The sequence below is a fragment of the Micromonospora sp. RP3T genome, from assembly GCF_003027925.1.
Lineage (GTDB): Bacteria > Actinomycetota > Actinomycetes > Mycobacteriales > Micromonosporaceae > Micromonospora.
Genome location: NZ_PYPS01000024.1, coordinates 70563 through 96605, shown reverse-complemented (window position 1 = coordinate 96605; position 26043 = coordinate 70563). Strand labels below are relative to the sequence as shown.

The 26043-nt window shown below is 74.1% G+C and carries 25 protein-coding genes; 10 read left to right on the top strand and 15 right to left on the bottom strand.

Features of this window, described 5'->3' with window-relative positions:
* Window positions 1-203: 203 nt before the first annotated feature.
* Both C8054_RS19900 and C8054_RS19895 read left to right on the top strand, forming a co-directional pair.
* On the top strand, window positions 204-1175 hold the full coding sequence (locus C8054_RS19900; protein WP_158273875.1) for a helix-turn-helix domain-containing protein: 972 nt from the start codon (window positions 204-206) through the stop codon (window positions 1173-1175).
* Window positions 1176-1234: 59 nt separating this feature from the next.
* Complete coding sequence (locus tag C8054_RS19895) at window positions 1235-2218, top strand: aldo/keto reductase (protein ID WP_107158740.1); 984 nt, start codon at window positions 1235-1237, stop codon at window positions 2216-2218.
* A gap of 13 nt (window positions 2219-2231) precedes the next feature.
* Here C8054_RS19895 and C8054_RS19890 read toward each other — a convergent pair whose 3' ends face one another.
* Window positions 2232-2732, bottom strand: coding sequence for a GNAT family N-acetyltransferase (locus tag C8054_RS19890; protein WP_107158738.1), 501 nt, complete (start codon window positions 2730-2732; stop codon window positions 2232-2234).
* Between the two features lie 118 nt (window positions 2733-2850).
* On the opposite strand from C8054_RS19890, the gene C8054_RS19885 reads away from it, so the two are divergent.
* Both C8054_RS19885 and C8054_RS19880 read left to right on the top strand, forming a co-directional pair.
* Window positions 2851-3864 (top strand): ATP-binding cassette domain-containing protein, encoded by a 1014-nt coding sequence (locus tag C8054_RS19885; RefSeq protein WP_107158806.1) that lies wholly within the window; start codon window positions 2851-2853, stop codon window positions 3862-3864.
* Complete coding sequence (locus C8054_RS19880; protein WP_107158736.1) at window positions 3861-4715, top strand: ABC transporter permease; 855 nt, start codon at window positions 3861-3863, stop codon at window positions 4713-4715. Before C8054_RS19885 ends, C8054_RS19880 begins: the two co-directional genes overlap by 4 nt.
* A 48-nt stretch (window positions 4716-4763) precedes the next feature.
* Here C8054_RS19880 and C8054_RS19875 read toward each other — a convergent pair whose 3' ends face one another.
* The gene (locus C8054_RS19875; RefSeq protein WP_107158734.1) at window positions 4764-8147 is read right to left on the bottom strand and encodes an AAA family ATPase; all 3384 of its coding nucleotides are present in this window, start codon (window positions 8145-8147) and stop codon (window positions 4764-4766) included.
* A 119-nt stretch (window positions 8148-8266) separates the two neighbouring features.
* Between C8054_RS19875 and C8054_RS19870 the strand changes: the two genes are divergently transcribed.
* Window positions 8267-8848 carry a dihydrofolate reductase family protein gene (locus C8054_RS19870; protein ID WP_107158731.1) on the top strand — a complete coding sequence of 194 codons (582 nt, stop codon included), beginning with the start codon at window positions 8267-8269 and terminating at the stop codon, window positions 8846-8848.
* 78 nt (window positions 8849-8926) lie between these two features.
* On the opposite strand, the gene C8054_RS19865 is transcribed toward C8054_RS19870, so the two are convergent.
* The 4 genes from C8054_RS19865 to C8054_RS19850 form a co-directional block, all read right to left on the bottom strand.
* Complete coding sequence (locus tag C8054_RS19865) at window positions 8927-9331, bottom strand: hypothetical protein (RefSeq protein ID WP_107158729.1); 405 nt, start codon at window positions 9329-9331, stop codon at window positions 8927-8929.
* Entirely contained in the window at window positions 9328-9588 is a 261-nt protein-coding gene (locus C8054_RS19860; RefSeq protein WP_107158727.1) for a hypothetical protein, read from the bottom strand. The genes C8054_RS19865 and C8054_RS19860 overlap by 4 nt, the downstream gene beginning before the upstream one ends.
* 13 nt (window positions 9589-9601) lie before the next feature.
* Complete coding sequence (locus C8054_RS19855; RefSeq protein ID WP_107158725.1) at window positions 9602-10312, bottom strand: hypothetical protein; 711 nt, start codon at window positions 10310-10312, stop codon at window positions 9602-9604.
* Between the two features lie 134 nt (window positions 10313-10446).
* Complete coding sequence (locus C8054_RS19850; RefSeq protein ID WP_199199850.1) at window positions 10447-11286, bottom strand: helix-turn-helix transcriptional regulator; 840 nt, start codon at window positions 11284-11286, stop codon at window positions 10447-10449.
* A 99-nt stretch (window positions 11287-11385) separates the two neighbouring features.
* On the opposite strand from C8054_RS19850, the gene C8054_RS19845 reads away from it, so the two are divergent.
* Window positions 11386-12153, top strand: a complete 768-nt coding sequence (locus C8054_RS19845) for an SDR family oxidoreductase (RefSeq protein WP_107158722.1) — start codon at window positions 11386-11388, stop codon at window positions 12151-12153.
* A gap of 77 nt (window positions 12154-12230) precedes the next feature.
* Window positions 12231-12797, top strand: a complete 567-nt coding sequence (locus C8054_RS19840) for a snapalysin family zinc-dependent metalloprotease (RefSeq protein WP_107158720.1) — start codon at window positions 12231-12233, stop codon at window positions 12795-12797.
* A 27-nt stretch (window positions 12798-12824) separates the two neighbouring features.
* Here the strand turns inward: C8054_RS19840 and C8054_RS19835 are convergent, their stop codons facing one another.
* From C8054_RS19835 to C8054_RS19815, 5 genes are all read right to left on the bottom strand, one after another.
* Window positions 12825-13889: a hypothetical protein gene (locus C8054_RS19835; protein ID WP_233219732.1), complete on the bottom strand. Its 1065-nt coding sequence runs from the start codon at window positions 13887-13889 to the stop codon at window positions 12825-12827.
* Window positions 13886-15238 (bottom strand): hypothetical protein, encoded by a 1353-nt coding sequence (locus tag C8054_RS19830; protein WP_107158800.1) that lies wholly within the window; start codon window positions 15236-15238, stop codon window positions 13886-13888. Before C8054_RS19830 ends, C8054_RS19835 begins: the two co-directional genes overlap by 4 nt.
* Window positions 15235-15543, bottom strand: coding sequence for a DUF6403 family protein (locus C8054_RS19825; protein ID WP_107158718.1), 309 nt, complete (start codon window positions 15541-15543; stop codon window positions 15235-15237). Before C8054_RS19825 ends, C8054_RS19830 begins: the two co-directional genes overlap by 4 nt.
* 55 nt (window positions 15544-15598) lie before the next feature.
* Window positions 15599-15805 carry a hypothetical protein gene (locus tag C8054_RS19820; protein ID WP_233219728.1) on the bottom strand — a complete coding sequence of 69 codons (207 nt, stop codon included), beginning with the start codon at window positions 15803-15805 and terminating at the stop codon, window positions 15599-15601.
* A 104-nt stretch (window positions 15806-15909) separates the two neighbouring features.
* Complete coding sequence (locus C8054_RS19815) at window positions 15910-17190, bottom strand: AAA family ATPase (RefSeq protein WP_107158716.1); 1281 nt, start codon at window positions 17188-17190, stop codon at window positions 15910-15912.
* A gap of 166 nt (window positions 17191-17356) precedes the next feature.
* Between C8054_RS19815 and C8054_RS19810 the strand changes: the two genes are divergently transcribed.
* Both C8054_RS19810 and C8054_RS19805 read left to right on the top strand, forming a co-directional pair.
* Window positions 17357-19579: an immune inhibitor A domain-containing protein gene (locus C8054_RS19810; protein ID WP_107158714.1), complete on the top strand. Its 2223-nt coding sequence runs from the start codon at window positions 17357-17359 to the stop codon at window positions 19577-19579.
* 100 nt (window positions 19580-19679) lie between these two features.
* Window positions 19680-20219 (top strand): flavoprotein, encoded by a 540-nt coding sequence (locus C8054_RS19805; RefSeq protein WP_107158712.1) that lies wholly within the window; start codon window positions 19680-19682, stop codon window positions 20217-20219.
* On the opposite strand, the gene C8054_RS19800 is transcribed toward C8054_RS19805, so the two are convergent.
* Both C8054_RS19800 and C8054_RS19795 read right to left on the bottom strand, forming a co-directional pair.
* Window positions 20198-20575, bottom strand: a complete 378-nt coding sequence (locus C8054_RS19800; RefSeq protein ID WP_107158710.1) for a hypothetical protein — start codon at window positions 20573-20575, stop codon at window positions 20198-20200. The genes C8054_RS19805 and C8054_RS19800 overlap by 22 nt on opposite strands.
* A gap of 46 nt (window positions 20576-20621) precedes the next feature.
* The gene (locus C8054_RS19795; protein WP_146179943.1) at window positions 20622-21536 is read right to left on the bottom strand and encodes an S-4TM family putative pore-forming effector; all 915 of its coding nucleotides are present in this window, start codon (window positions 21534-21536) and stop codon (window positions 20622-20624) included.
* 215 nt (window positions 21537-21751) lie between these two features.
* On the opposite strand from C8054_RS19795, the gene C8054_RS19790 reads away from it, so the two are divergent.
* A complete protein-coding gene (locus C8054_RS19790; protein WP_107158706.1) occupies window positions 21752-24121 on the top strand; it encodes a hypothetical protein in 2370 nt (789 codons plus the stop codon).
* Here the strand turns inward: C8054_RS19790 and C8054_RS19785 are convergent.
* Together C8054_RS19785 and C8054_RS19780 are read right to left on the bottom strand one after the other, a co-directional pair.
* Window positions 24105-24593, bottom strand: a complete 489-nt coding sequence (locus C8054_RS19785; protein ID WP_146179942.1) for a hypothetical protein — start codon at window positions 24591-24593, stop codon at window positions 24105-24107. The two genes, C8054_RS19790 and C8054_RS19785, sit on opposite strands and share 17 nt — an antisense overlap.
* Before the next feature lie 216 nt (window positions 24594-24809).
* Window positions 24810-25802 (bottom strand): oxidoreductase, encoded by a 993-nt coding sequence (locus tag C8054_RS19780; RefSeq protein ID WP_233219727.1) that lies wholly within the window; start codon window positions 25800-25802, stop codon window positions 24810-24812.
* Between the last annotated feature and the right edge of the window lie 241 nt (window positions 25803-26043).

The following is a 26043-nucleotide window of genomic DNA, read 5'->3' as shown; positions in this document are numbered from 1 at the left end:
GGGGCCGACACGGCCCCTCCTCCGGTGCGCGGCGGGCCGACCCCCGTTTGACCGGCCCGCCGCCTCCTGGTTCCGCAACCGCCCGCCGAGACGGGCGTCGTTGCGCCCTGCCATTGCAGACCACCGCCCCCGGTACGCGCCAATGATTCGACGGTGCTCGAATGGTGTCGCCGCGCCGGCCGGCTCCCCGGTACGCTGCGAGCGTGTTGGTCGCGCGGTTGGACGGCCTCAGCCTGTCCCAACTCCGGCTGGCCGTGTCTCCGGTCGCCGAGGCCACGCACTGGATGCGGGTGACCCTCACCCGGTCGGGGCATCCCGTGCACGGTGATCCCGGCCCGGTCGCCCGCGCCGCGCTGCGGCATCCGGACGTGGCCCTCGCGGCACACCTGCTCACCCCGGTCGGCCAGCCCGGCTACATGCCGGATCTGCTCACGCCGAAGCCGGCACCGGGGTCCCCGGCCACCGTCCTGGAGGGACAGTTCGCGGCGATCGAGGCCACCACCCCGGAACAGGTGGCAGTCCAGGTCGCGGCGCGCTACGGCCGGCGGCCGGTGCCCCCGGCGGTCCGGGCCGCGATGGCCGAGGGCGCGCTCGCCATGCGGGTGGCGGCCGGCCTGCGCCGTTTCTGGCAGGAAGCCCTGGCCGACCGGTGGCCGCACGTGTGCACGCTGCTGGAGGCCGAGCTGACCGAGCAGGCGACCCGGATGGCCACCGGCGGGGTCGGGCGCATGCTCGACAGCCTGCACCCGGCGATCCACTGGACGGCCGGGGCCCTGACGATCGAGAGCCGGTTCCGCACCGACGCGACGCTGACCGACATCGAGGTGGTGGTGACGCCGTCGGTGCTGGCCTGGCCGCAGGTCACCGCGCAGTTCTGCGATGCCCGCGACGCGGTGCTGGGCTATCCGGCGCACGGCCGCCAACCGGGGGGCCGTGGACGCCTCGGTGACCTGGTCGGCACCAGCCGGGCGGAACTCCTGGCGGACCTGGACGTGCCGCGCTCCACCGGCGAGCTGAGCCACCGGCACCACCTGGCGCCCGCCACCGTCTCCTACCACCTGGGTGTGCTGCTGCGCTCCGGTCTGGTGCGCCGTCAACGGGACCGGCACCGGGTCCTCTACCAGCGGTCGGCCACCGGCGACGGGCTCGTCGGCCGGCCCCTGGCCGGGGTTTGACTTCGCGCGCGCTCGAAGGGGCAGGGTGACGGAAACGCTCCGACGGGGAGGACCCAGACATGCGTCACCGCACCATCGGCACCGATCCGGCCACCCGCCGCGAGGTCAGCGTGCTCAGCCTCGGCGCGATGCTGTTCGGCACCGCCACCGACGAGGCCACCTCGTACGCCATCCTCGACCGGTACGTCGAGGCCGGCGGAACGTTCGTCGACACCTCGAACAACTACGCCTTCTGGCAGAACGGCGGCCAGGGCGGCGAGAGCGAGACGCTCCTCGGCCGCTGGCGGCGCAGCCGCGGGATCGGCACCGAGATCGTGTTCGCCACCAAGCTCGGCGCCCGCCCGCTCGCGCCCGGCACCAGCTACCGGGACAACCCGGAGGGCCTGTCCGCCAAGGTGATCCGCGAGTCCGCCGAACGCAGCCGGGAACGGCTCGGCGTCGACCGGATCGACCTGCTCTACGCCCACATCGAGGACCGGACCGTTGCGCTGCGCGAGACGGTGGAGGGCTTCGCGGAGCTGGTCGCCGAGGGCACCGTCGGACTGCTGGGCGCGAGCAACCACCGCGCCTGGCGGGTCGAGCGGGCCCGGGCCCTCGCGGCGACGGCCGGGCTGCCCGGCTACGACGTGCTCCAGTACCACCGCAGCTATCTGCCGCCCCGGGTGGACCAGCCGAGCGAACTGGACCCGGACGGCCAGATCGGCTGGGCCGGCCCCGACCTGGTCAGCTACCTGCGGGCCGAGCCGCGGCTCACCCTGGTCGCGTACTCCCCGCTGCTCAAGGGCGCGTACGCGAAGCCGGAGCGGCTCGGCGAGGCGTACGCGCTGCCCGGCACGCCGGCCCGGCTGGCGGCGCTGCGCGCGGTGGCCGCCGAGACCGGCGCCACCGTCAACCAGGTGGTGCTGGCCTGGCTGATGGGCGGGGACGTGCCGGCGATCCCGCTCGTCGGTTTCTCCTCGCTGGCCCAGTTGGAGGAGGCCCTGGCCGCGGTGGACCTGGAGCTGACCGCCGAGCAGCGGACGCGACTGGACGCGGCGCACTGACCGGCCGGCCGGGTCAGCGCGTCAGGTCGATGCGCCAGTCGTTCGAGCGCATCAGGTGCCCCGGCGGGTACTCGAACTCCGTGGGGCCGAGCAGCGTGAACCCGGCCTTGCGGCACACCGCGTTCGACGCCGGGTTGTCCACCGACGGGTACGCGTGCGCGAAGCGCCGGTCGCCCACCGCCGAGGCGGCCGCCACCACCGCACGCACCGCCGCCGTCGCCAGCCCCCGGCCCTGGTGGGCCGGGAGCACCGCCCAACCCATCTCGTACACCGGCTCGTCGCGCCAGTCACGCGGCCAGAAGCCGACGCTGCCCACCTTCGTCCCGTCCGGGGTGACCACCGTGAACATGGTCCCGCTGCGCGGGCCCGGCCCGCGCAGGTAGCGCTCGTGGCGGGCACGCACCTGCTCGTCGGTCTCCGGGCCGCCGGTGTGCGCCCGCACCTCGGGACGGTTCAGCGCCCGCAGCAACGCCAGGTCTTCGGTGCTCCAACGGAGAATGCGTACCTCGGTCATCCGCCGATTCGATCAGAGACCCCCGACGGGACGGCCCGCCAGATCCGATCTGGCGGGCCGTCTGGCGCCTACCGGTCGACGCCGGTACCGCAGGAGTCCATGGAGAGAGGTAGTGATCATGAGTAACCGGAGCACCGGGCTGGCCGTCGAGGCCGACGGCTTGACCCGGTCGTTCGGCTCGACCCGGGCGCTCGACGGTCTGGACCTGCGGGTCCCCGCCGGCGCCGTCTACGGGATGCTCGGGCCCAACGGCGCCGGCAAGACCACCGCCGTACGCGTGCTGGCGACGCTGCTGCGTCCGGACGGCGGCACGGCCCGGGTCTTCGGCCACGACGTGGTCACCGAGGCCGACGCGGTCCGCGCCCGGATGAGCCTGACCGGCCAGTACGCCTCGCTCGACGAGGACCTCACCGGCGCGGAGAACCTGGTCCTGCTGGGCCGGCTGCTCGGGCTGGGCCGCCCGGCGGCGCGGGAGCGGGCCGAGGCGCTGCTCGCCGCGTTCGGGCTGACCGAGGCCGCCGGCCGGCAGGTGAAGAAGTACTCCGGCGGGATGCGGCGGCGCATCGACATCGCGGCGAGCATCCTGAACACGCCGGACCTGCTGTTCCTGGACGAGCCGACCACGGGGCTGGACCCGCGCAGCCGCAACCAGGTGTGGGAGATCGTGCGGGCGGTGGTGGCGCACGGCACCACGGTGCTGCTGACCACGCAGTACCTGGACGAGGCGGACCAGCTCGCCGGCCGGATCGCGGTGGTCGACCACGGCCGGGTGATCGCGGAGGGCACCCCGGGCGAGCTGAAGTCGTCGGTCGGGTCGGGAACCGTCCACGTGCGGCTGCGCGACGCCGGGCAGCGACCCCGGGCCGAGCAGGTGCTGCGGACGACGTTGAACGTGCCGGTGCAGCTCGCCGCCGACCCGGTGGCGTTGACCGCCCGGGTCGGCGAGGACGGCACCGACCTGGAGGCCGGTGCGCAGGCCGCCCGGGCGCTCGGCGAGCTGGCCCGGGCCGGCATCGTGGTGGACGACTTCTCCCTCGGCCAGCCCAGCCTGGACGAGGTGTTCCTGGCCCTGACCGACCACCCGGCCGTCGCGGCGGACGACCGGGACGACGAACTGGAGGCGGCCCGATGAGCGACACCGCGACCACCACCGGGCGGGCCCCGTCCGTCTACGTGCCCTCCACCGAGGCGTTGGCCACCGTGCTCGCCCCCGGGGAGCGACCGGCGCCACCGGGGCCGCTGTCGGCATCGTTGACGTTCGGCTGGCGGGCCGTGCTGAAGATCAAGCACGTGCCGGAGCAGTTGTTCGACGTGACCGCGTTCCCGATCATCATGGTGCTGATGTTCACGTACCTGTTCGGCGGCGCGCTCGCCGACAGCCCGCGCGCGTACCTCCAGTTCTTCCTGCCCGGCATCATGGTCACCAGCGTCGTGATGATCACCATGTACACCGGGGTCGGGTTGAACAACGACATCTCCAAGGGTGTCTTCGACCGGATCCGGACGCTGCCGGTGTGGCGGCCGGCGGCGCTGGTCGGCATGATCTTCGGCGACGTGCTGCGGTACATCCTGGCCGCGGTGGTCATCCTGGCCGTGGGGCTGGTGCTCGGTTTCCGTCCCGACGGCGGGCTGCCCGGCGTGCTGGCCGGCATCGGCCTGCTGGTGGTCTTCTCGTTCGCGTTCTCCTGGGTGTGGACGTTCTTCGGCCTGGTGCTACGCAGCGAGAAGTCGGTGATGGGCGTCAGCATGATGGTGCTGTTCCCGCTGACGTTCCTGAGCAACGTGTTCGTCGAGCCGGCCACCATGCCGGGCTGGTTGCAGGCGTTCGTCAAGGTCAACCCGGTGACCCACCTGGTCGCCTCGGTCCGGGCCGCGATGGCCGGCGCCACGGACGCCACGAACACCACGTGGCTGCTGCTGTGGAGCGCCGGGTTCGTGGTGGTGTTCGGCACGCTGACCATGCGCCGCTACAACCGCCGATGAGCGGGCCGGCGGTGCGCGCCCAAGATCGACGGGTGCCGGGGTCGGCGGTCAGAGTCGCCAACGCACCGGCTCGGCCGGCAGGTACCGACAGGTGCCGCCGGTGGTGACCGACTCGCGCAGGTGGGCGGCGAGCACCGGGTGCCGCTGCTCGATCCGGCGCAGCGTGTCCCGGATCCGGCCGGTCACCGCCTTGCGCGCCCGCTCGGCCTGGTCGCCGAGGCGGCGGCTGCGCCCGGCCAGCCCGGCGGCGGCGCGCAACTGGTCCAGCAGCGCCGCGCGCTCGGCGTCCAGGGCTGCCAGCCGCCGCGCGTCGTCGCGCAGCGCCGCCCGGTCGATCTCGTCGTCGAGCCGCCGCAGGTGCTGCCGGTAGCGCGCCTTCGCTTCGTCGTCGAGCACCGGGTCGGCGCCGAGGCGGCGGGCGGCGACCAGTTCCGCACCGGCCGCCGGGTCGAGCAGCTCGACCGCGCGCACGTCCACACCGGGCCGGCTCAGCAGCAGCCGCAGGTCGTGCAGGCCCTTGGCGTCGGGCAGGTGCACCACCACGCCGGCGTAGGCGAGCCGCCACACCGGACCGTCGAGGCGGAACTCGGGCCTGGCCGGGTCGGCGCCGTGCGCCTCCGTGTCAGGGCCGTCGCCGGCCGGGGAACCGGGCCGGCCGCTCGGGCCCGTACCGACCGTCATGGCGGCCCAACCACTCACGCCGGGCCCACCGCGCAGACCGCCCCGACCGGCGACACCCGACCTGGCCGCCGTGGTGGGTCCGACCGGCGCGGCCCGGTCGGCCCGCGACGTCGACACGTCCACGTCGAGGTCGGCCGCCCGCGGGCCGGCCGGCCGGTCGGCCGCCGTGAGCCGCTCGACCACCTGGACCATGCCCAACTCCCGCGCCTCGGCCACCGTCCCGGCCCGCAGCCGGGCCGCCTCGGCCGCGTCACCCGGCCCGCCGCGCCCGACGAGCGCGGTGACCAGCCCGGCCCGGCCGAGCACCGACCAGGGGCGGGCGCCCAGGCGGTCGGCGGCGGCCCGGGCCGCCGCGTAGCCGGCGACCGCGTCGTCCCACCGCCGTTCCGCCGCGTCCACGGTGGCCAGCCAGAGGTCGACCGGGCCGCCGATGTCGCAGCCGAACAGCGCGACCATCCACCGTCCGCGGTGCGGCGCCAGGGCCGCCCGCGCCTCGGCGCAACGGCGGGGGTCGCCGTCCACGGCCGCCGCCTGGGCCCGCAGCCGCAGCCACAGCGCCGACACCGGCCGGGGGTACGCCGTGCCGGCGGCCTCGATGCCGCCGACCAGCCGGAGCACGGTGTCGGCGTCGCCGCGCTCGGCGGCGGTGATCGCCCGCAGCAGCTCCACCTGCGGATGGCTGGCCGCGCCGGGCCGGTCGAGCACGGCCTCGGCCTCGGCGAGCCGCCCGCGCAGCAGAAGCAGGGACCAGCGCAGGTGGTGGGCCATGAAGGCGTGGTCGGAGTGCTCCCACTCGCCGTAGCCGTCCATGTCGGCGTAGCACGCGTCGGCGGCGGCGAAGTCGCCCCGGAAGGCGGCGATGATGCCGCTGTCCACTGCCGCCGCCATCCGTTGCCGGGCCACGTCGCCCGCCCGGCAGCCGGCGACGAACGCGGCCAGCTCGTCCCGGTACGCCGGGTCGCCCAGCTCCAGCAGCGCCACCCAGCGCAGCGACGTGGCCCACAGCTCGGTGTCCCGGTCGCCGCCGCGGCGGGCCACCTCACGGATCTCGGCGGTGACCACGGCCCGCTCCTCGGCCGTGCCGAGCCCCCAGGTGGTGTCGTGGCGGGCCCACAGGCTGAACGTGAGCGCCTCGTCGTCCCGGCCGTGCCGGGCGAGCGTCTCGGTCGCGGTGATCAGGTCGGTGACCAGGGCACGTGTCGACCGCTCCGGCTCGGGCGGGCCGATCAACCGCTGGTACGCCTCCCGCACCAGCGCGGCGGCGTCGAGCCGACGCCGGGTGACCGAGTGCTGACTGTGGACGGTGAGCGCCACCCGGGCCAGTACGGCCGGCTCAGCCAGCCCTCGGGCCAGCGCGGCGGCGTCGACGAGAAACTGCTCGGCCTCGCCCGGCGTGCCGGCGTGGTGCAGCAGCCCGGCCAGCTCCAACAGCACCCGGACCCGCCGGACCGGCTCGTCGGTGCGGCTCAGCGCGCGCCGGAAGTGCCGTACCGACTCCTCCACGGCAAGCCGCCCGCTGGCGTCGCGCGCGGCGGCCAGCAGCAGGTCACCGGCGCGTACCGGGTCCAGCTCGGGGCCCGCGAGCCAGGCGTGGCGGGCCAGGTCGGCGGCGATGGGCCGGCCGGCGAGCGCGTCGTCGGCGCGGTCGACGGCCCGGACCACGGCGGCGTGCCGGGCGTGCCGTTCCTGCTCGGACAGCCCGTCGTAGAGCGTCTCCCGGACCAGGTCGTGCACGAAGGCGAACCGGCCACCGCCGCGGGACAGCACCAGCCGGGCGGCGGCGGCCCGGTCGAGCAGCCGGTCGACCTGCGCGGCCGGGACGGGCACGCAGGCGGCCAGCGTCACCCGGTGGAACTCGCGCCCCAGCACGGCGGCCACGGTCAGCGCCTCGACCACCGGGGCGGGTAGTTGGTCGAGCCGGCGTCGCACCGCCTCACGTACGCCGGGGGCGATGGTGTCGGCCAGGCCGTCGGTGTGCCAGAGCCGGGCGGTCTGCTCGACGAAGAACGGGTTGCCGCCGGTGCGGCGGTGCACCTCGTCGACGAGCGCCGCGCCCGGTTCCCGGCCGGCGGTGCGGCGGATCAGCGCGGCCACCTCGTCGCGGCCCAGGCCGGTCAGCGTGACGGTGGTGGCCTTCGCGGCCAACGGCAGCAACAGCGGGCGCAGCCGGTGGTCGTCGGCCTCCACCTCGGCGTCGCGGTAGGTGCCGATCACCAGCAGCCGCTCGAACCAGGTGTGCTGGGTGGCGAACCGGAGCAGCCGCAGCGACGCCGGGTCGGCCCAGTGCAGGTCGTCGAGGACCACCACGACCGGCCGGTGCTGGGCGGCCGCGACCAGCGCGCCGGTCACCGCGTCGTGCCGGGCGAACTCGTCCCGACCGCCGTCGTCACCCGGCTCGACCGGGTCGTCGGCGGCGGCGCGCTCGCCGAGCAGGGCCGCCAGCGCGGCGTCGGCGGCCTCCCGGGCGGGCGCGGCGTCGCCGGTGGCCCGGGCCAGCCGGCGCAGCACCTGCACCCAGGGCCAGTGGTCGGGGGCGGTGTCGGAGTCCCAACAGGCGGCGCCGAGCACCAGCGCCCCGCGCCGGCGGGCCTCGTCGGCGGCGGCCGAGACCAGGGTGGTCTTGCCGATGCCCGGCTCACCGGTGACCAGGACCAGACCGCCGTGGCTGTCGACCACGCGCGCCACCTCGGCGCGCAGCAACCCGGCCGGGTGATCCCGCCCGATGATCTCCTCGCCGAACCGCGGCTCCATGACCTCCCGACGCTAGTCGACCGGTCCGACAGGCGGCGACGCCGCAGTCTCGAGGCGCCAGAACATCGTCCCGGTGTGTCAGGCTGTGGCCCAGATACGACCGGGGAAGGAGTGAATCTATGCTGATGTACTCGATGAGCGTCTCGGTGGACGGCTTCGTCGCCGACCGCGCGGGCTCGTTCAACTGGAACGATCCCGATGACGATGAGCTGATCCGCTTCCACCACGCGGAGGTGGGCCAGCTCGGCGGCTACCTGCTGGGCCGCCGGCTCTACGAGAACATGCTGGTGTGGGCGACGGATCCGGCGATGCGCGATACCGAGATCGGGGCCGCGTTCGCCGACACCTGGCGCGACCTGCCGAAGATCGTCTTCAGCCGTACGCTCGATGACGTCCAGGGCAACGCCCGGCTCGCCAAGGCGTCGGTGGCCGAGGAGATCGCCCTGGCGCTGGAGTCGACCGACAGGCCCCTCTCGATCGGCGGCGCTGCGCTGGCCGGGGCCGCGATCGAGCTCGGCCTCGTCGACGAGCTGCGCATGTACCGGTGTCCGGTCGTGGTGGGTGGCGGCACGCCGTACCTGCCGCCGGTCACCGCCGACATCCCGCTCGACCTGGTCGAGACCAGGATGTTCAGCTCCCGCGTGATCTACGAGCGCTACCGCCGTGTCCGCGACGGGTCACACCAGGTGTTCGCCGGCTGACTGCTCCGGCAGCGAGGCGAACGACACGGCCGCCAGGATCAGCGGCTGTGCGTGGCCGGGCCAGGCAGCCACCCGCGCTCACCGCGCGTCGGTGACCACGTGCGAGCAGGCCGGGCACGCCGCCGGTCCCTGCTCGGCGAACCACCGGCAGGTGCGCCGGATCGCGCACTTCGGCAGCGTCTCCTCGGCCGGCGGGGCGGTCTCGGTGTACGAGGCGGCCATCCGGGCGCCCAGGCCGCAGTGCGAGCCGGTCCAGAAGCCGCAGGACGAGGTGACGCAGGGGCCGGCGAGTCGGACCCGGGACTCGATCGGTCCGTCGGAGTCGTCGGCCCCGGCGAGCGCCACCTCGGCCGGCACGGCCGGCGTCACGTAGGCCACCCGGCCCGCCGGTGTGATCATGCCGAGGAACACTGTGGCGTTGGACGCCGGCGTGCTCGGGCACATCCGCTCCGGCGGGCCGGCCGATCGGGCGGCGTCGGTCACCGCTCGATCCAGAACCCGATGTCGTTGATCTTCTGGCCGAGGTCCTGCGCGAGCACGCCGTCGAGCACCCAGAGCCCGTACCACTCGGGCCGCAGGCGGATGTTGCCGTGGCCGAGGGTGAGCGGGTTGACGAGCTTGGCGTTGGCGGTACGCAGCGCGGCCAGGCCGGCCTTCTGGATCTCGCCGGCGATCAGGGTCTGCTGGTCGGGTGTCAGGTCGACGCCGTCGACCACGAAGCGGAACTCGTTGCGGGCCATCTGTCTCCTCCGGTCACTCGTACGATTCGGTGCCCAGCCCGCGGCGCAGGCTGGTCCGGGTGAAGGCCGCCCAGCCGGCGTGCGAGGCGGCGTCGGCGGGCCGGCCGGCGCGGGCGAGGACCCGGCCGGCGTGCTCCCGCCAGCGGTCGGCGGTGGCCGCCGCGTCGCCCCACAGCCCACGGCAGGCGGCGACCGCGAAGGCGACCTGTTCCGGCGCGCCGGTGAAGCCGGCGGGCCCGTCGCCGATCCGGATCGTCCCGTCCGGCCGGACGCGCACGCTCGGGAAGTGGTGGTGCAGGCTGGCCAGCGTGGCCAGGTGCGTGGCGTCGCGCCGGGTGGCGGCGAAGCCGACCCGTGGCTCGTCGTCGCGGCGGTAGCGGACCGCGTGCAGGTCCAGCGCGTCGCCGGCCGGCGCGACCCGGGCGACCACCTGCGTCGGCGCGCTCCAGGCGCGAGGGGAGTTCGCCGACCAGAACGCCAGCCAGGCGGCGAGCCGGTCGGAGAAGTCGGCCCGGATCCGGACCGCCGGCGCGGAGCCGTCGGGCGCGCGCAACGCGGCGGTCGCGATCCGGTCCCGGGTCACCAGCGGCGTGCCGGCGCCGGCCGGGGCCGCGGCGGCGCCGGGGGTGGGCGCGACGGCCAGGCCGGTCAGGGTGAGCGTCGAGGCCGCCGCCGCGCCGGCGAGGAGTCGCCTGCGGTCGAGCGGGTGTCCGTTGTTGTCCATTGTCGGCCCTTCGTCGGCGGCCAGTGGCCCGACGCTATCGACCGGAAGAGATCAGCAGAACACCCTGCGTGACGGGAGGTTGACAGCAAAACCGGGGATTCCCGGCGGCGTGAATAGCCGTTCCTGTGCCCGGTTCACGCTGGGAAGTGCTCGTGTCCGAGCACGGCGAGCAGTCGCAGCTTCTCCGCGCCCTCGCTGCGCGGCGGCGCGGTGAGCACGAGCAGCGCCTGGGACTGGTCCTCGGTGAACAGCACCTGGCAGTCCAGCTCGATCGGGCCGAGTTCCGGGTGGATCAGCGTCTTGTGGTCGGCGTAGCGCTGCGCCACCTCGTGCCGCTCCCACAGCCCGGCGAACTCGTCGCTGGCCGCGCGCAGCACCCGGACCAGCTCACCGGCGCGGGAGCGGGGACCCAGCTGACCGTACGCGGCACGCAGGTTGGCGACCTGCGCGCGGCTCTGCCGGTCGTGATCGTCGACCGGGTAGCGGGCCCGCTCGGCCGGGTCGGTGAACCACCTGAAGATCCCGCTGCGGGCCGGCCCGGTGTGGCCGGTCCGCTCGCCGAGCAGCGCGGCGGCCAACCGGTTCTGCTCCAGCGTCTCCCCCAGGTTCGACAGGATCAGCGCCGGCGTGTCCGCCAGCCGGTCCAGCACCCGCAGCAGCGCCGGCGCGACGTGGGTGGCGGTGGAGATCGCCTCGGGCGGGCTGTGCCCGGCCACCCGGAACAGGTAGTCGCGTTCGTCGCCGGTCAACCGCAGCGCCCGGGCCAGCCCGGCGAGCAGGTTCGGGCTGGGCTGCGGACCGCGCCGCTGCTCCAGCCGGGTGTAGTAGTCGGTGGACATGGCGGCGAGCGCGGCGACCTCCTCCCGCCGCAGGCCGGGGGCACGCCGCCGGGCACCCGGCGGCAGCCCGACGTCACCGGGGCGCAGCGCCTCGCGGCGGCGGCGGAGGAAGTCGGCCAGGGCGATCCGGTCCATGATCCGAGTATCCGCCGCCGGGCGACGCGAACCAGGGATCCGGGATCCCCCGATCACGGAACTCTGCCCCGGCCACCACGGACCGGCCATGCTGACGGCATGGACATCTCCGGGAACACCATCTTCATTCCGGGCGCCACCAGCGGGATCGGCCTGGCGCTGGCGCTCGCCCTGCGGGACCGGGGCAACACGGTGATCGTCGGCGGCCGGCGTACCGAGCTGCTCGACGAGATCGCCGCGACCCACCCGGGCCTGGACACCGTGCCGATCGACACCACCGACCCGGCGAGCGTCACGGCGGCGGCGAAGGCGGTGCTGGCCCGGCACCCGGACCTCAACGTCGTGGTGGCCATGGCCGGCGTGATGCGGATCGAGGACTGGCGCTCACCCGAGACGTTCCTCGCCTCGGCCGAGGAGGTGGTGACCACCAACGTGCTCGGTCCGATCCGGCTGATCGGCGCGTTCGTCGAGCACCTGCGGCAGCGCGGGAACGCCACCATCGTCACCGTCTCGTCCGGTCTGGCGTTCGTGCCGCTGCGGGTCACCCCGAGCTACAACGCGTCCAAGGCCGCGATCCACATGCTCAGCGAGTCGATCCGGCTCCAACTCGCCGAGACCGGCGTACGGGTGGTGGAGCTGGTGCCGCCGGCGGTGCGGACCGGGCTGCTGCCCGGGCAGGAGAGCAGCGAGTTCGCCATGCCGCTGGACGAGTTCGTGGCCGAGGTGGTGGCGTTGCTGGAGGCGCAGCCGGACGCCACGGAGATCCAGGTCGAGCGCGTGAAGTTCCTCCGGCACGCGGCGACGCGTGGCGAGTACGACCGGGTGGTCGCCGAGCTGAACGCGGCCGATCCGCACGCCGCCACCTGACAGACCTTGATATCGATCGATCTGTATCGATAGGCTGTCGGCGTCCGCACACCCCCCATCCCCCAGGAGTGTGAACCATGCGTACGCCGAAGCTGTCCCGGATCCTCGCCACCCTCGCGGCCGTGACGCTGTCGGCGCTGGGCGCGGTCGCCGTCAACCCGGCACCGGCCTCCGCCGCGGTCCGCAACGTCTGCTACAACACCAGCCAGGCCGGCCCGTTCGCCAGCACGGCGGTGCAGGCGGCGTCGATCTGGAACAACTACACCAACAACATCAACATGGCCCAGTGCGGGTCGAACCTGATGATCTACTACACCTACGGCGGCGGGTCGTACGCCCAGCGCACCAGCCTCGGCAACGGTCGCGTGGTCATCGACTACAACCAGGCCCAGCAGTACTCGCCGCTGCGCATCATGACGCACGAGATCGGCCACATCCTCGGCCTGCCGGACAACTACAACGGCAACTGCGCCATCCTGATGTCCGGCGGCAGCGCCGGCACCAGCTGCACCAACCCGTACCCCAGCTCCACCGAGGCCGCCCGGGTCGACTCGCTGTTCGGCTTCGCCGCCCGCAGCGCCACGCCCGCCCAGATCTTCAGCGACAGCTGGCCGGCCGCCACGGTGGTCGCCGCCGGGCGCTGACGACGCTCCGGGGACGGGGCCGGCGGGTCACCGCCGGCCCCGTCCGCGCGTCCGCGTCGACCCCGGCGCGGCGACCGCCGCCTCATCCGCCAGCTCCGCCGCCCGCCGGCTCAACTCGTCCACCCGCTCCCGCAGCCGGCCCACCGCCGGGTCCCCGGCGTCCGATCCGGACACCTCGTCGAGCAGCCCGACGTAGTCGCCGGCCAGCCGCCGGTACGCCGACCCGCCCGGCCCGCCGGCCCGGTCCAGGTCGATGATCTGCTGGGCGAGCACGGCGGTCGCCGCGCCCAACGCGGCCCGCTCGTCGGCGCGCGCGTCCCGCCCGGCCCGCCGCGCGTCGGCCAGCCGGCCGGCCCGCCGGCCCCCGAACCAGAGCACCGCCGCGCCGGCCACCACGCCGCCGAGCGCGCCGCCGGCCAGCAGGTAGCGCGGCAGCGACGGGCTGATGGTCCGAGCGCCGTCCGGCACCAGGCCGGTGCGGACCAGCCGGTCGTAGTTGAGCACGATCACCTTCAGCGCCTCGACCGGCCGGTCCACGAACGCGTCCGCGCCCTGGCCGATCACGGTCTCCACCACCACGGACCGGCCGACGTCGCGCGGGCTGTCGCCGCCGAGGCGGGAACAGCCGTACGTGTCCCAGTCGTCGCCGTCCCGGCTCATCGCCAGCACCAGCGTGCCCCGGGTGGCCCGTTCGGTGTCGTCGCACGTCCCGGCCAGGTCGGTGCCGGGTCGCATCATCAGCACCACCAGCCGGCGGTTGCCGATGACCCGCTCGGCGGCGGCCCGGTCCAGCTCCACGCCGGACGCCGCGTAGACCGACGAGGCGCGTACCTGCCGGGCGGCCGGCCCGTCGAACAGGCCGCCGGTCCACAGCGCCCAGCCGGCCAGCACCAGGCAGGCCAGCACCGCCCGGCCGAACGCGGTCCCGACCAGCCGGCCCAGCAGCCGGCGCACGGCGCCCACCGGCCGACGCGCGGTGCCGGCCCGCCCGCGCTCGGTCCCGGCCCGCCGACGCGCGGTTCCGACCTGCCGACGCGCGGTGCCGGCCCGCCCGCGCGCGGTGCCGACCCGTCGACGCTCGGTGCCGGTCACGACAGCCTCCCGCGCAGGTAGACGTCCGGACGGTAGCCGGGCATCCGCACCTCCCGGGCCACGCCGTCCAGCTCGGCCGCCGCGTCCGCCAGCAGGCCGCGTACGTGCTTCTCGGGCAGCCCGTCGTCGAGCGCGTACCGGGCGGCGCGCAGCCGGCCGACGCCCCGCACCAGCGCCGGGTCGCTGCGCGCGTCGGTGAGCAGGGACAGCTCCACGGCCAGCGCGGAGAGCCCGGCCAGCCGCGCCGGCGTGCCGCCCGGCCCGACGTCGTCCGGCCGCCCCCGACCGGCGCCGCGCACGGTACGGATCGACAGCACCACGAAGCCGGCCACGCAGCCGGCGAAGAGCCACGGCAGCGCCGGCAACGCCACCCGCAACGGGTCGAACGGCCGGTACGGCAGCGGCCTGTCGAACAGCCCCGCGTACCGCACGTCGGTGACCCGGGCCAGGTACGCGCCGAGCACGTTGAGCTGCGGATAGGCGTAGCGGCTGAGTCGGCCGCCGTACTGCGCGTAGAAGCTGGCGCCGGCCACCTCGGCGAAGTCCGCCGCGCCCGGACCGTGGTACTCGATCCAGCCGCCGTACATCACCACCACCGGCCGGTCCGGGGCGAGCCGGTGCAACGCCGGCCCGTACGCCGGCAGCGGCACCCCGTACGGCTGGGCCGGCAGCACCACGAACCAGGCCCCGTCCGGGAACGCGTCCTCGGCGGTCCGCTCCGGCAGCCGGGGCAGCGTGGCACCGGCCCCGACGTACCGGCCGGTGGCCCGCAGCGCGGCGGTCACCGGGGCCAGCTCGGCGGTGGTCGGCTCCCGCCAGCGCAGGTCGTCGCGGTCGGGCGGGGACGGCTGCTCGCGGAGCCCGGCGAGCAGCGCGAGCACCTGCCCGGTGACGTCGCCGGTGGCGAACTGCGCCCGCCAGCCCGGCAGGTCGTCCGCGGTGGCCACGTAGAACCCGCCGCTGACCTCGGTGCCGACGATCCGGATCGCGGCGTTCTCGACGTCCTTGACCCGCCGGCGTTCCGCCTCGTCCAGCCCCGGCGGGGCGACCAGGATGCGGGTGTCGTCACCGCCGATGGCGGCCCGGACGCGCGCGGTGTCCCAGCGCGCGGTCGCGCCGGGCAGGCGAACCACCGGATCGGCCGCGACCAGCGCGGTCATCTCCGCCACCGAGGGGACCGTCGCGTCGCTCAGCTCGCCCGCGGACCCCTCCCCCGGCAGCGAGGCGGACGACGGCGAACGCCCGTAGCTGACGTCGACGCTCTGCCGCTGCGCCACCAGGAACACCGCCAACACCGCCGCCGCCACCGCCAACAGGGACCAGCGCAGCAGCTCCCGGCGTACCCTCATCGGCCGGCCCGCCACAGCTCGTCGGCGCGACGCGCGTGCGCGGTCGCCTCCCGGGCCGCGTCCGCGCCGCCGTCGCGCGCGGCGGCGAGCAGCTCGGCGCGGGCCAGCAACCGGTCCGCCTCGGGCACCGGCGTGGTGGCCGCGTCCCGGCTGACGGTGGCGTCGTGGATCGCCGCCCGCGCCGACGACCAGGCGACCCGGCGGCCCCGATCGCGCTCGCGGCGCTTGGGCAGCACCGTGGCGAGGAACCCGGCGGCCACCGCCACCAGGGCCCCGCCCAGCCAGGGCAGCACGCTCACGGTCATGATCCCTGTCTAACGCACCACCGCCAGCCGCGCGCGTCGAGGTGCGGCCCGCCGGCTACGACGACGAGTAGCCCTCCTGGAAACCCTCCATGAACGCCCCGGCGAACCCGGAGACCACGCACCCGGCACAGCAGAGGATCACCAGCAGCGCCGGCACCGCGACCCAGAGGACCGTCGTCCAGTTGAGCCCGTCCTCCTCCGGCTGCGGCGGGTGGTACGCGGCATACGGCGGCTGCTGTTGGTACGGGTCGTAAGGATGCACCCGGCCATCCTGCCCACCGCCCGCCCCCGCCGGAAGATCCGAACGGACCGCCCGGCCGGCCCGCCCGTCGTTTCCGACAGGTGCGCGTACCCGGGTGTGCGTACTCAGGCCCGGTGCGCGTCCAGGTGGGTGAGGACGGTCTGGTTGGCCTCCCACCCGTCCGGGAACTTCACCGGCACGTCCAGGTGCACCGGCTCGGTCGACGGGTACGCGTCGAGCAGCTCACCGATGCCGGCCCGGGCCACCACCACGCAGGCGTGCCGGTGCCGGGACGCCAGCACGCACAGCCGCCCCGACTCCAGGTGGAACGCGGTCGCGTCGCGCCGGCCGGAGAGCGGGTGCAACACGATCGTCACGTCGTACTCCCGGCCCTGGAGCCGGTTGGCGGTGTCCACCGTGACGCCCGCGCCGGCCGCGCCCAGCCGGGACCGGATGGCCGCTACCTGGTCGCGGTGCGCGGCGCCGACGGCGATCCGGTCCGCGCTCACCGGCGCACCGCCGGGCGCCGCCTCGCTGACCGCGACCGCGCCGCGCGCCAGCACCCGCAGCGCCAGCTCCGCGCAGGCCGTGGCGGCCTCGGCGTCGGTACGCACGGTGTGTCGCGCCGGCAGCTCGTGCAACGCCCAGCCGGTCGCGGCGGCCAGCTCGACCGAGGCGTCGTAGCCGTCACCCGGACCGGCCCCGGTGAACGTCAGCGCCCGGTCGGCCGGCCCGGTGCCGGCCCGGAAGCCGGTGAACGGGTAGAACGCGGCGGACACCACCGGCGCGGCGGAGGCCGGCAGCCGCCACGACACCGGCAGCCGGTGCACCGGCAGGTCCGGGTTGTGCCGCAGCAGCGTGGCCACCGCCGACTGCATCGGGTCCCAGGTCAGGCCGGTCCAGCGAGCGGTCTCGACGGCGGAGAACGGGTCGAGCTGCCCGGGGTCGCCGACGAACAGCGCCCGCTCGAACCGGCCGGCCACGCGCAGCAGCGCGTCCGCCCGCATCTGGTACGCCTCGTCGACGATCGCCCACGGCCAGGACCCCTCGGGCACGGTGGCCCACTTGGCCGCCGTACCGATGGTGACGGCCGGGCCGCCGAGGTCGGCGACCTTCGCCGCGACCCGGACCGCCGGGTGGCCCGTCACCCGGTCGGTGGGCCGGTAGTCGGCTGCGGAGAGCCGCCCGACGCGCAGCTCCGGCGCCTTTCGCCCGAGCCGGTCGATGAGGTCGTCGACCTGCTCGTTGGTCTGCGCCACGATCATCAGCGGGTCCCCGATGGTGGCCAACTCGGCGGCGGCGCGGACGACGAGCGTGGACTTCCCCGCCCCCGGCGGCGAGTCGACGACGACGCCGCGGTGCGCGCCCTCGCGCACGTCGCGCAGCACACTCTCGATGACCTGCAAGGCGGGGCCCCTTCTTAACGCATCCGGTAGAGGCGGGGCCCCTTCTTAACACGTTCGACTGGTTGCCAAAGGCAACAGTGTGGCGTACGAACGACGTGAATGTCTCTCCGGCGCACGCGACGGTGACCCCGTCGGCCGGATTCCGCACACCCGACAAGGGGGGCCAATGGCACGCAGCCGGATCGCCGGTACCGCAGCCATCGCACTCGTCCTACCGTTCCTCGGCGTCCTGCCCGCGACGGCCGCATCCGCCGCGCCCGCCCAGGCCGCGCCCACCAAGGCCACGCCGGCCACCGACGACACCCGCGAGCTGACCCGCAAGGACTTCACGCTCGACGGCAAGCCGGTCAAGACCCCGGCCAGCTACCAGAAGCGCGCCCAGGCCCGCTCGAAGGCGGCCGCCGCGCCGACCCCGCCGGTCGGCACCGTCCGGCAGTGGCTCGGCATGGACGACTTCCAGGGCAGCTACTACCGCAAGGACTACACGCTGCGCGGCGTCGGCGACAACGTCGAGGTGTGGGTCGCCAACGACATCGCGTTCCCGGCCGACGACTGCCGCAACCAGATCCCCACGTCGACGCAGATCACCGACGCGCAGGTGCAGAGCTTCGTGCACGAGTTCGACACGAACATGTACCCGAAGGAGACGGTGGCGTTCAGCCGGCCGCCGGACCGCGACGGCAGCAACGCCCAGATCCCGCCGGACGCCCAGGGCAACGGCGGTGACTACACCGGCGGCGGCAACAAGACGGTCACCCTGATCGACAACGTCCGGGACGACAACTTCTACGACTTCCCGGCCGCGCCGACCTACATCGCCGGCTTCTTCTCGGCGCAGCTCAACGAGCTGTTCGACCGGAACGTGATGACCGTCGACGCGTTCGACTGGCTGCACCGCACCGGCGCGAACCCGCCGGACGAGCCGACCGGCGACCTGTGCACCAGCCGCCCGGCCCGCCCGTTCAGCTACGAGGGCACGTTCGCGCACGAGTGGCAGCACCTGGCGCACTACTACAGCGACCCGTTCGAGACCACCTGGATGAACGAGGGCCTCTCCGACTTCGCCCAGACCATCACCGGGTACGTGGACACGAAGGCCACCGTCTTCGACCGGGGCGCGGACAGCCACCTCTACTGCCAGCAGGGCTTCGGCACGGTGCAGACGCCGTACAACGCGAACCCGCGCGACTGCGGCGGCCCGGAGAACTCGCTGAACCTGTGGGGCGAGAACCCCAACCCGAACGCGGTGCTCGCCGACTACGGCAACGCGTACGCGTTCATCCAGTTCCTGTACGACCGCTACGGCAACGACATCGTCCACCGGCTGCACAACGACGCCGATCTCCAGGGGCTGGCCAGCCTGGACGCCGCGCTCAAGGCCGAGGGCGCGAAGAACATGTACCAGGTGATCCACGACTACCAGACCATGACGCTGGTCGACAAGATCGTCGGGGAGTCGCGCACGGGCATCATGCTCGGCGTACCGAAGAGCCGGGTGACCACGAAGAGCCTGCGCTCCACCGTCAACCTGGCCAACCCGGCCGCGTACGCCACGTCCGGCGCGGCACCCAACGGCGCCGACTACGTCCCGCTGGCCAAGGCCGACGGCACCGTACTGCGCGGCCGTGACCTGCGGTCGCTGTCGTTCCAGGGCGCGAAGACGCTGCCGGCGCTGCCGCTGGCCTGGACCGTCGTGACGAACGACCCGGACCGCGCCGGTAACCCGGTGCTGTTCTCCGGCAACGCCGACAACACCGACGCCGCCGCGGTCACCCCGGTCACCGTGCCGACCGCCGACCCGACGCTGCGCTTCCTCGCCAAGTACGGCGCGGAGCTCGGCTTCGACTACGGCTACGTGGTGGTCTCCACCGACGGCGGCGCCACCTACACGCCGGTCGCCGGTGACAAGACCATCGACGGCCCGCTCGGCCCGGCGCTCAACGGCACCACCGACGGGTTCGAGCCGCACAGCTTCGACCTGTCCGCGTACGCCGGGAAGAACATCCTGCTCGGCTTCCGCTACGTCAGCGACGGCGGCGTCAACGAGGGCGGTCTGCTCGTCGACGACGTCACGCTCGGCGGCACCACGGTCAGCGACGGCAGCAGCCTCGCCGCGTTCGACTCGCCCACCGAGATCAAGCCGATCGCGGTGCACAACTGGAACGTGCGGCTCATCGGCCTGGACGAGAAGCACTCGCTGGCCTGGCAGTTCGAGTTCAACGGCAAGTCGAGCCTGACGCTCAACCGGGCGCAGCTCGCGCTGCTCGCGCTCTTCCCGAAGGTGGTCGCCGTGGTCGCCTACGACGAGCCCACCGAGCAGGTCCAGCAGTACGCCCCGTACACGCTGAAGGTCAACGGCGTGACCCAGAAAGGCGGGGCCCCCTCTTAACGCATTCGGTATAGGCGGGGCCCCCGCCTAACACCTCACCCCGCCCGAGCATCCACCGAGGGTGCTCGGGCGGGAGCGTTTCCGGGTAAGACTTGCGGGCATGAGTGACGCGCCGGTGCTCCACCTCGTCGTCTGCGCCGCTCCCCCGGCCCAGCGGATCGGCGAACTCGCCGACCTGCTCGCCGCCGACGGGTGGCGGGTCTGCCTCATCGCCACCCCGATCGCGGGAAGCTGGCTCGACCGCGACGCGCTCGCCGCGCAGACCGGTCATCCGGTACGCGTCGAGTGGCGTCGCCCCGGCGACCCCGAGCCGCACCCGCCCGCCGACGCCGCCGCGGTCGTGCCGGCCACCTTCAACACGCTGAACAAGTGGGCGGCCGGCGCGAGCGACACGCTGGCGCTGGGCATCCTCAACGAACTGCTCGGCACCGGGCTGCCGATCCACGTCTTCCCCCGGGTGAACGCCGCGCTGGCCGCGCATCCGGCCTACGCGCCGAATCTCCGGCTGTTGCGGGAGGCGGGGGTGGTGGTGCACGACGGGGACGTGCTGCGCTCCCCGGACGAGATGACGCCGAGCCGGTGGGCGGTCGTGGTCGACGCGCTGCGCGCGGCCCGCCCTCAACGGGAGCGGGGCACCTGACGGTTGAAGCGGGGACGCAGCGCCAGGACCAGCGCTTCCTTCGTACCCTCGGGGTTGTCGGTCTCCTGCCAGCGGACCTCGCACCGCCCCAGCCACCCGGCGATGTCGTCGCGGGTCGCGGCGCGGCCCGGCGTGTCGAGGAGCTGGCCGACCTGCTCGTGCAGCACCGACGAGTCGCGGTTGCCGGTGAGGTGCTGCCGCAGCCGGGCGCGCAGGTTGCCGGTGCGGCCGACGTAGGCGACCACGCCGCCGTCGAGCACCAGGTGCACGCCGGGTGCGGCGGGCGCGTCGGCGACGACATCCTTGGTGTACGCCCGGGCCGGCGTGAACCCGGCCAGCGGGTCTTCGGTGTGCACCCGAGGGACGGTACCGGCGTCAAGCGCTCCGCGCGGCCCCACAGGATCAGCCGTCGAGCCGCGTCGCCGGGTTCAGCACCTGACCGAGGCCCGCCATCGTGGACTGGAAGTCGACCCGGTCGGCGGCGTGGAACCGCCGGAAGAACCAGTTCGGCACGCGGGGCTGGGTGCAGCGGCTGCGGAAGAGCAGGTCCTGCACCTGACGGGCCACGGTGAGCAGGTCGCCGACGTCAGTGGCCGGGTCGCGGACGGCCGAGGCGATGTGGCCCTCGACGATGGTCATGGCCCGGTCGCGATCGATTGCGATCTCGCGCTGCCCCCGGTAGATCTCGACGCCGAGCAGCAGCGCGCCGAGCGACGGCACGAACCAGGCGAGCAGCAGGTGCGCCACGGTCAGGCCGGCGAGCACTCCGTAACCGACGCCGACCGCCGCCCAGGTCGCCACCGCGACGAGCACGGTGTACGCGTAGCGGCGGCGCAGCCGCGCGCCCCAGCCGAGGCTCTGCTGCTGGCAGGCGAGGACGTCGTACGGGGCGGGCAGTTCCGGGATCTCGTAGTAGTCGCGCAGATAGCGTTCGGTGCCCCGAAACGCCCGGTCGAGCCGGCTGACCTCGTGCGCGGCGACCCGGTCACCGGCCGCCACCGCGTTCCAGGGCAGGCGGAACAGGTCGACGTCGAACATCTCCTGGATGGTGGCGGCCCGCCGGAGCTGCCCGCGTGACCAGGAGGCGAGCCCGAGCGCGTTGACCACGGCCCAGAGCGCGCCGAGCGCGGTGACGGCGGTGGCCGACACGCCGGTGAAGGCGACGGTCGCGCCGGCGCCGGCGATGACGACGGAGACCGTGGTGCGCAGCGCGTCGAGGCGTTGGGCGCGGGAGTGGCAGACCGACATGGCCCGCAGCAGCGACATCATGGCCGGGTCGACCTGACGCCTGAGCAGGGAATCAGTCCGGTCCGTCACGCCAACCTCCCGGTCCGCCGACCCGATCGTACATCTACGCCACTAGATGTTACTGTCCGCTTCTTGATCACACCTTAACGTGATCACTGAACTACCGATAAGTACGGCTTCGTCCCGACCCGCGAGGTACTGGGCACTTTGGTCGGACTCCGGTACGTTGATCCGGGACTCAGTCCCGACCACACCCCTCATCACCAGAAAGCACAACGACCACGATGGACGAAGGTCTCGACGACACACCGGCGTGGCTCCGGGACGCGCCCGTGCTGGCGGCACTACGAAAGTGGGCGGCCAGCAAGGGCGGCACCGCCGAGGTGCTGCCACAGGAGGAACCCCAGCACGGATACACCGCCGCCTATCTGTTCACTATCAGCGTGGAGAGCCCGACCGGCCCGGGGCTCACCGGCGACCGCAAGAAACTGGTCAAGGTGCACCCGGCGGGCGGGCACGGATCCCCCGAGCCCGGCCGGCACACGCTGGCGAAGGCGGAGGGCGGCGGCTTCGCCCGACGACACATGGTCAAGGAGCACCACGGCTGGCAGTGGGTGAGCGACGGTCGTCACCTCTCCTTCCAGGACGTCGCCAACGGCGGTGACCCGGTGGTCGCCCTGGACGAGATCGAGGACGACGACCTCCTCGTCACGGCGTACCGCAAGGTGGTGACCGCCCTGCCGACGGACTGGAACCGCCCGGCCGGAGACGGCGGGCCGCCCACCACCTCCACCACGGTGCGACAGTACGTCGAGCGTGAACTGACGGCGGCGAAGGCGCTCGGGGCGATCCGCCCGGCCGCCGACCAGCTCGGGCTCGGCGATCTGGACGGGGACTGGGTGGACGTCGACGGCCGGGTGCTGCCGAATCCGTTGCGGCTGGCCGAGCCGGGCGGGCTCTTCGGCGACCTCCGCATCCGCTACCTGGTCGGGCGTTCGCACGGCGACCTCCACGGCGGCAACGTGCTGATCCCGGCGACCGTCGACGGCATCCCCCGCCCGAGCACGTTCTACCTGATCGACTTCGAGTCGTACGAGAGTCGGGCATCGCTGGCCCGCGACCTGGGCGCCATCCTGATGTCCATGGTCCTGCGGTGGGTGGCGCCGCGACCCGGCCCGGACGGGGCGTGGCCGCCCGGCCTGCCGCCCCGGCAGGCGGACGCTCTCCTGCGCTACCTGGTCCGGCCGGACAAGCTCGCACCGGGCCAACTGCCCCGGGCACTGGCCGACATCGTGCGGCTCACACACGACGCCGGAACGGCGTACGCCGACGACGGCAACTGGCGTCCGGAGTGGCGTACGCAGTTCCGGCTGTCGATGGTCGCCCACGCGCTCGCCGCCGCCACCTACGACAACGTGAGCCCGGACGGTGCCCGGTGGTGCTTCCGACTGGCCGCGTACCTGGTGGAGGCGCACCGCGAGGAGCACCACCGCAAGGTGACGCCGCCGGCCTCCGGCACCGGTACGCCGGCGCCCGGGCGGTTCGACACGTCCCGGCCCTCCGGCTGGGACCAGCTTCCCGGCGCGGGGCACGCCCCGGGGCGGCACCGCGCCACGCCGACTCTGCCGCGCAACGCGGTGCCCGCCATCGATGCGGGCCAGGCCCGGCTGACACCCCACCTGCGCAACCGGAACGCCGCGGCGGATCGGACCGGCGGGCGGTGGCGCTCCCGCATCGGGCGGCGGGCACCGGCCGGCCCGGCCGGAAACGGCGCCTGGCGTCGGATCGCTGCCCCGGCGACTCTCGTCGCGCTCGGCATCAGCCTCGTGCCGGTGCTGGCGGGGGCAGGCGTATCCGACCGGAGCGTCCCGCCGACGGCGATGCCGTCCAACCGGACCGAGACGCCGCCGACCAGCCGCGACGACGATCGCGTGGGCACGCCGTTCGCGCCGGTCGGCCCGGGCGTGCAGCTCGACCGGATCGCCGCCCGGGTGGCGCGGGTGTCGGAGCCGCCGAGCCACGGCCGGTACGCGTTCGTCTGCCTGCGGGTGTGGTCGCCGAAGGACCTCAAGCCGCACTCGGAGAATCCGAAGCGGTTCCGCGAGGAACGGCTCTGGTGGACCCGGGAGGGCACCGGCCGGCGCACCGTCCAGCCCGTCGACCACGGCCGGCGGTCCCGGCCGAAGCCCGCGCCGCTCGGCCCGAACGAGCTGACCGAGGTGCCGCCGGCACCGTCGGCGGACCCGGCCGAACTGCGCGCGCAGGTCGCCAGCCTGCTCGCCGGTCGGCCGCCGGAGCTACGGAACGCGGCCGGCCTGCTGGAACTGGTCGCCGAGATGTACCGGTTCTGGCCGCTCTCGGCGCCGCAGCGGGCGACGCTGCTGCGGTTGCTCGCCGGGACCGAGGGCATCATCGACAGTGGCAGCTACCCCGATCGCGCCGGCCGGGACGGGTACGCGATCAGTGCGGACAACGTCAAAGGTCAGCGCGAGACGTTGCAGTTCGACGAGAAGACCGGCCGACTGCTCAGTCACGAGAAGATCGGCGCCGGCAACGAGACGCTCGCTTCCTATCTGTTCCTGGACAGCGGGCGCACCAACACCATCGCCGACCGGCCGTGCGCCGACCCGAAGCCGACTAACAGGGACGGTTGACGTAGTTGGCCCAGTCTCGATAGGGCGCGGCGTCGGCACGAACCCGGTTGCCGGCGCCGACGCTGAACAACGCGGTGGTGCCGTAGTAGAACGTGACCGATCCGCTGGAGATGTTGTAGTGCGCGGACGCCACCCGGAACTGCCACTGCCAGGTCGCGAGGTTCTGCCGGCCACAGTCGGAGAGCTTGCCCCGCGGATAGCCGAAGTTGGGCCGGTCGTAGAAGCAGTACCAGCCATAGGGGCAGTCGGCCAGCGCGTAGGTGCCGACGGGCTCGCGCAGCGTGACCAGCACCGCGCCGTCGCCGTAGCTGATCTCGTTGGCGCTCACCGCCACCCCGCCCGGGTGGGCCGCCAGGTAGTCGGCCATCTCTCGGTTCACCGCCGCCATCCCCGGCCCGGGCATGCCGGCGACGATCAGGAGGCCGCCGAGAACGGCGGCCACCATCCTTCGGTACGCACGCGGAAAAGCCATTCCACACCCCGCTGGACATTGATGAATACCTTCGTCCAACCAGAATAGGAAGGCGTCTTCCCTGATCACCAGGGGTGGCGCCCGGCACCTCCTGTCGCCATGCCGATATTTTTGCCGTCGCGCAATCATTCAGCGAACCGGTGGAATTTCCAGCGCCGATTATTTCCGTCTGCCAATTGCGGAGTGCACTTTCGTGGCGTCGATTCCCGCCGTTCATCATGCGCGCTGCGCGAGCGCGGGCAGGTGCAGGCGGTCGGCGGGCACGCCGGCGATGGGCAGCCAGCGGCGGGCGGCGGCGAGCATGGCGGGCGGCCCGCACGCGTACACGTGCTGACCGGGCCGGTGGTGGTGGATCGCCAGGCCGATCGCGGTGCACTGCTCGGCCGGCTCGGCCTCCGGCTCGTCGGAGAACGCCGGCACGATCCGCAGCCAGTCGTGGGCCTGCTGGAGCTTGTCCAACGCGATCGCGTCGTACACGTCGGTGAAGGTGCGCGCGCCGACGATCAGCGTCACCCGCCGACGAGCCGGTGCGCCGGCGACCTGTTCGACCAGGGCACGCAGCGGCGCCAGCCCGGTGCCACCGGCCACCAGCAGCAGATCGTCCTCTCCGTCGACCAACTCCAGCCCGGAATCGGCCGGCGGACCGAGGTAGAGCAGCTCGCCGGGGCGTACCTCATGGACCAGGCTGCCGGAGACGCAGCCGACGGTACGGACGTGGAACTCCACCGTGCCGTCCGCGCGCGGCGCGTTGGCCGGCGACAGCCACCGCCACCGTCCAGCGTGGCGGGGCGTGCACACCGGCACCGCCTGGCCGGGCCGGTGCGGCAGCCGCCGCCACGGGCGTACCGTCAGCGCCGCGACGCCCTCGGCGGCGCGATCGTGGTCGACCACCTCGGCCGGCCACCAGGCCGGGCCATCACCCACCCGGGCCGCGGTCCGCTCGACCAGCCGCCACACCCGCCGCCACCGCACGCCGGGCACGGCCAGCAACGCGCCGCCGAGCGCCGCCGCGTGCCAGGGCCGCCAACCGAGATCGCGGTACGCGCAGCCGAGCACCCGCAGCGACGCCAGTCGCGCCGACCGGTCTTCGCCGCCGTCGAGCAGGCGCAGCAGGGTGGCGTGCAGCAGCGCGGCGTCCCGCTCGGGCAACTGACCGGGGCAGCGGTCCTGCATCGCCGCCCAGAACCGGCCCGCCGTCTCGTCGATCACGACAGCCGCCCCGCGCCGGCTGGGTGCGCCGTCACGCGGCCAGTGTGCGGGACGGGTGCGGGGTCGCTTGCCGGTGCTGGGGCGCGCACGGTCGGTGGGGCCTGGGTGGCGAGCGGGGTCGGGTCGGGGAAGTCGACGGGTACGGCGGGCATCGGTGGGCGCCTCCGGAGTCGCGGGGTCGGGTGGCGGCGCCGGGGCGGGCGGGAGCGGCGGTCACGCCGCGATCGGGGGCGCGGCACCG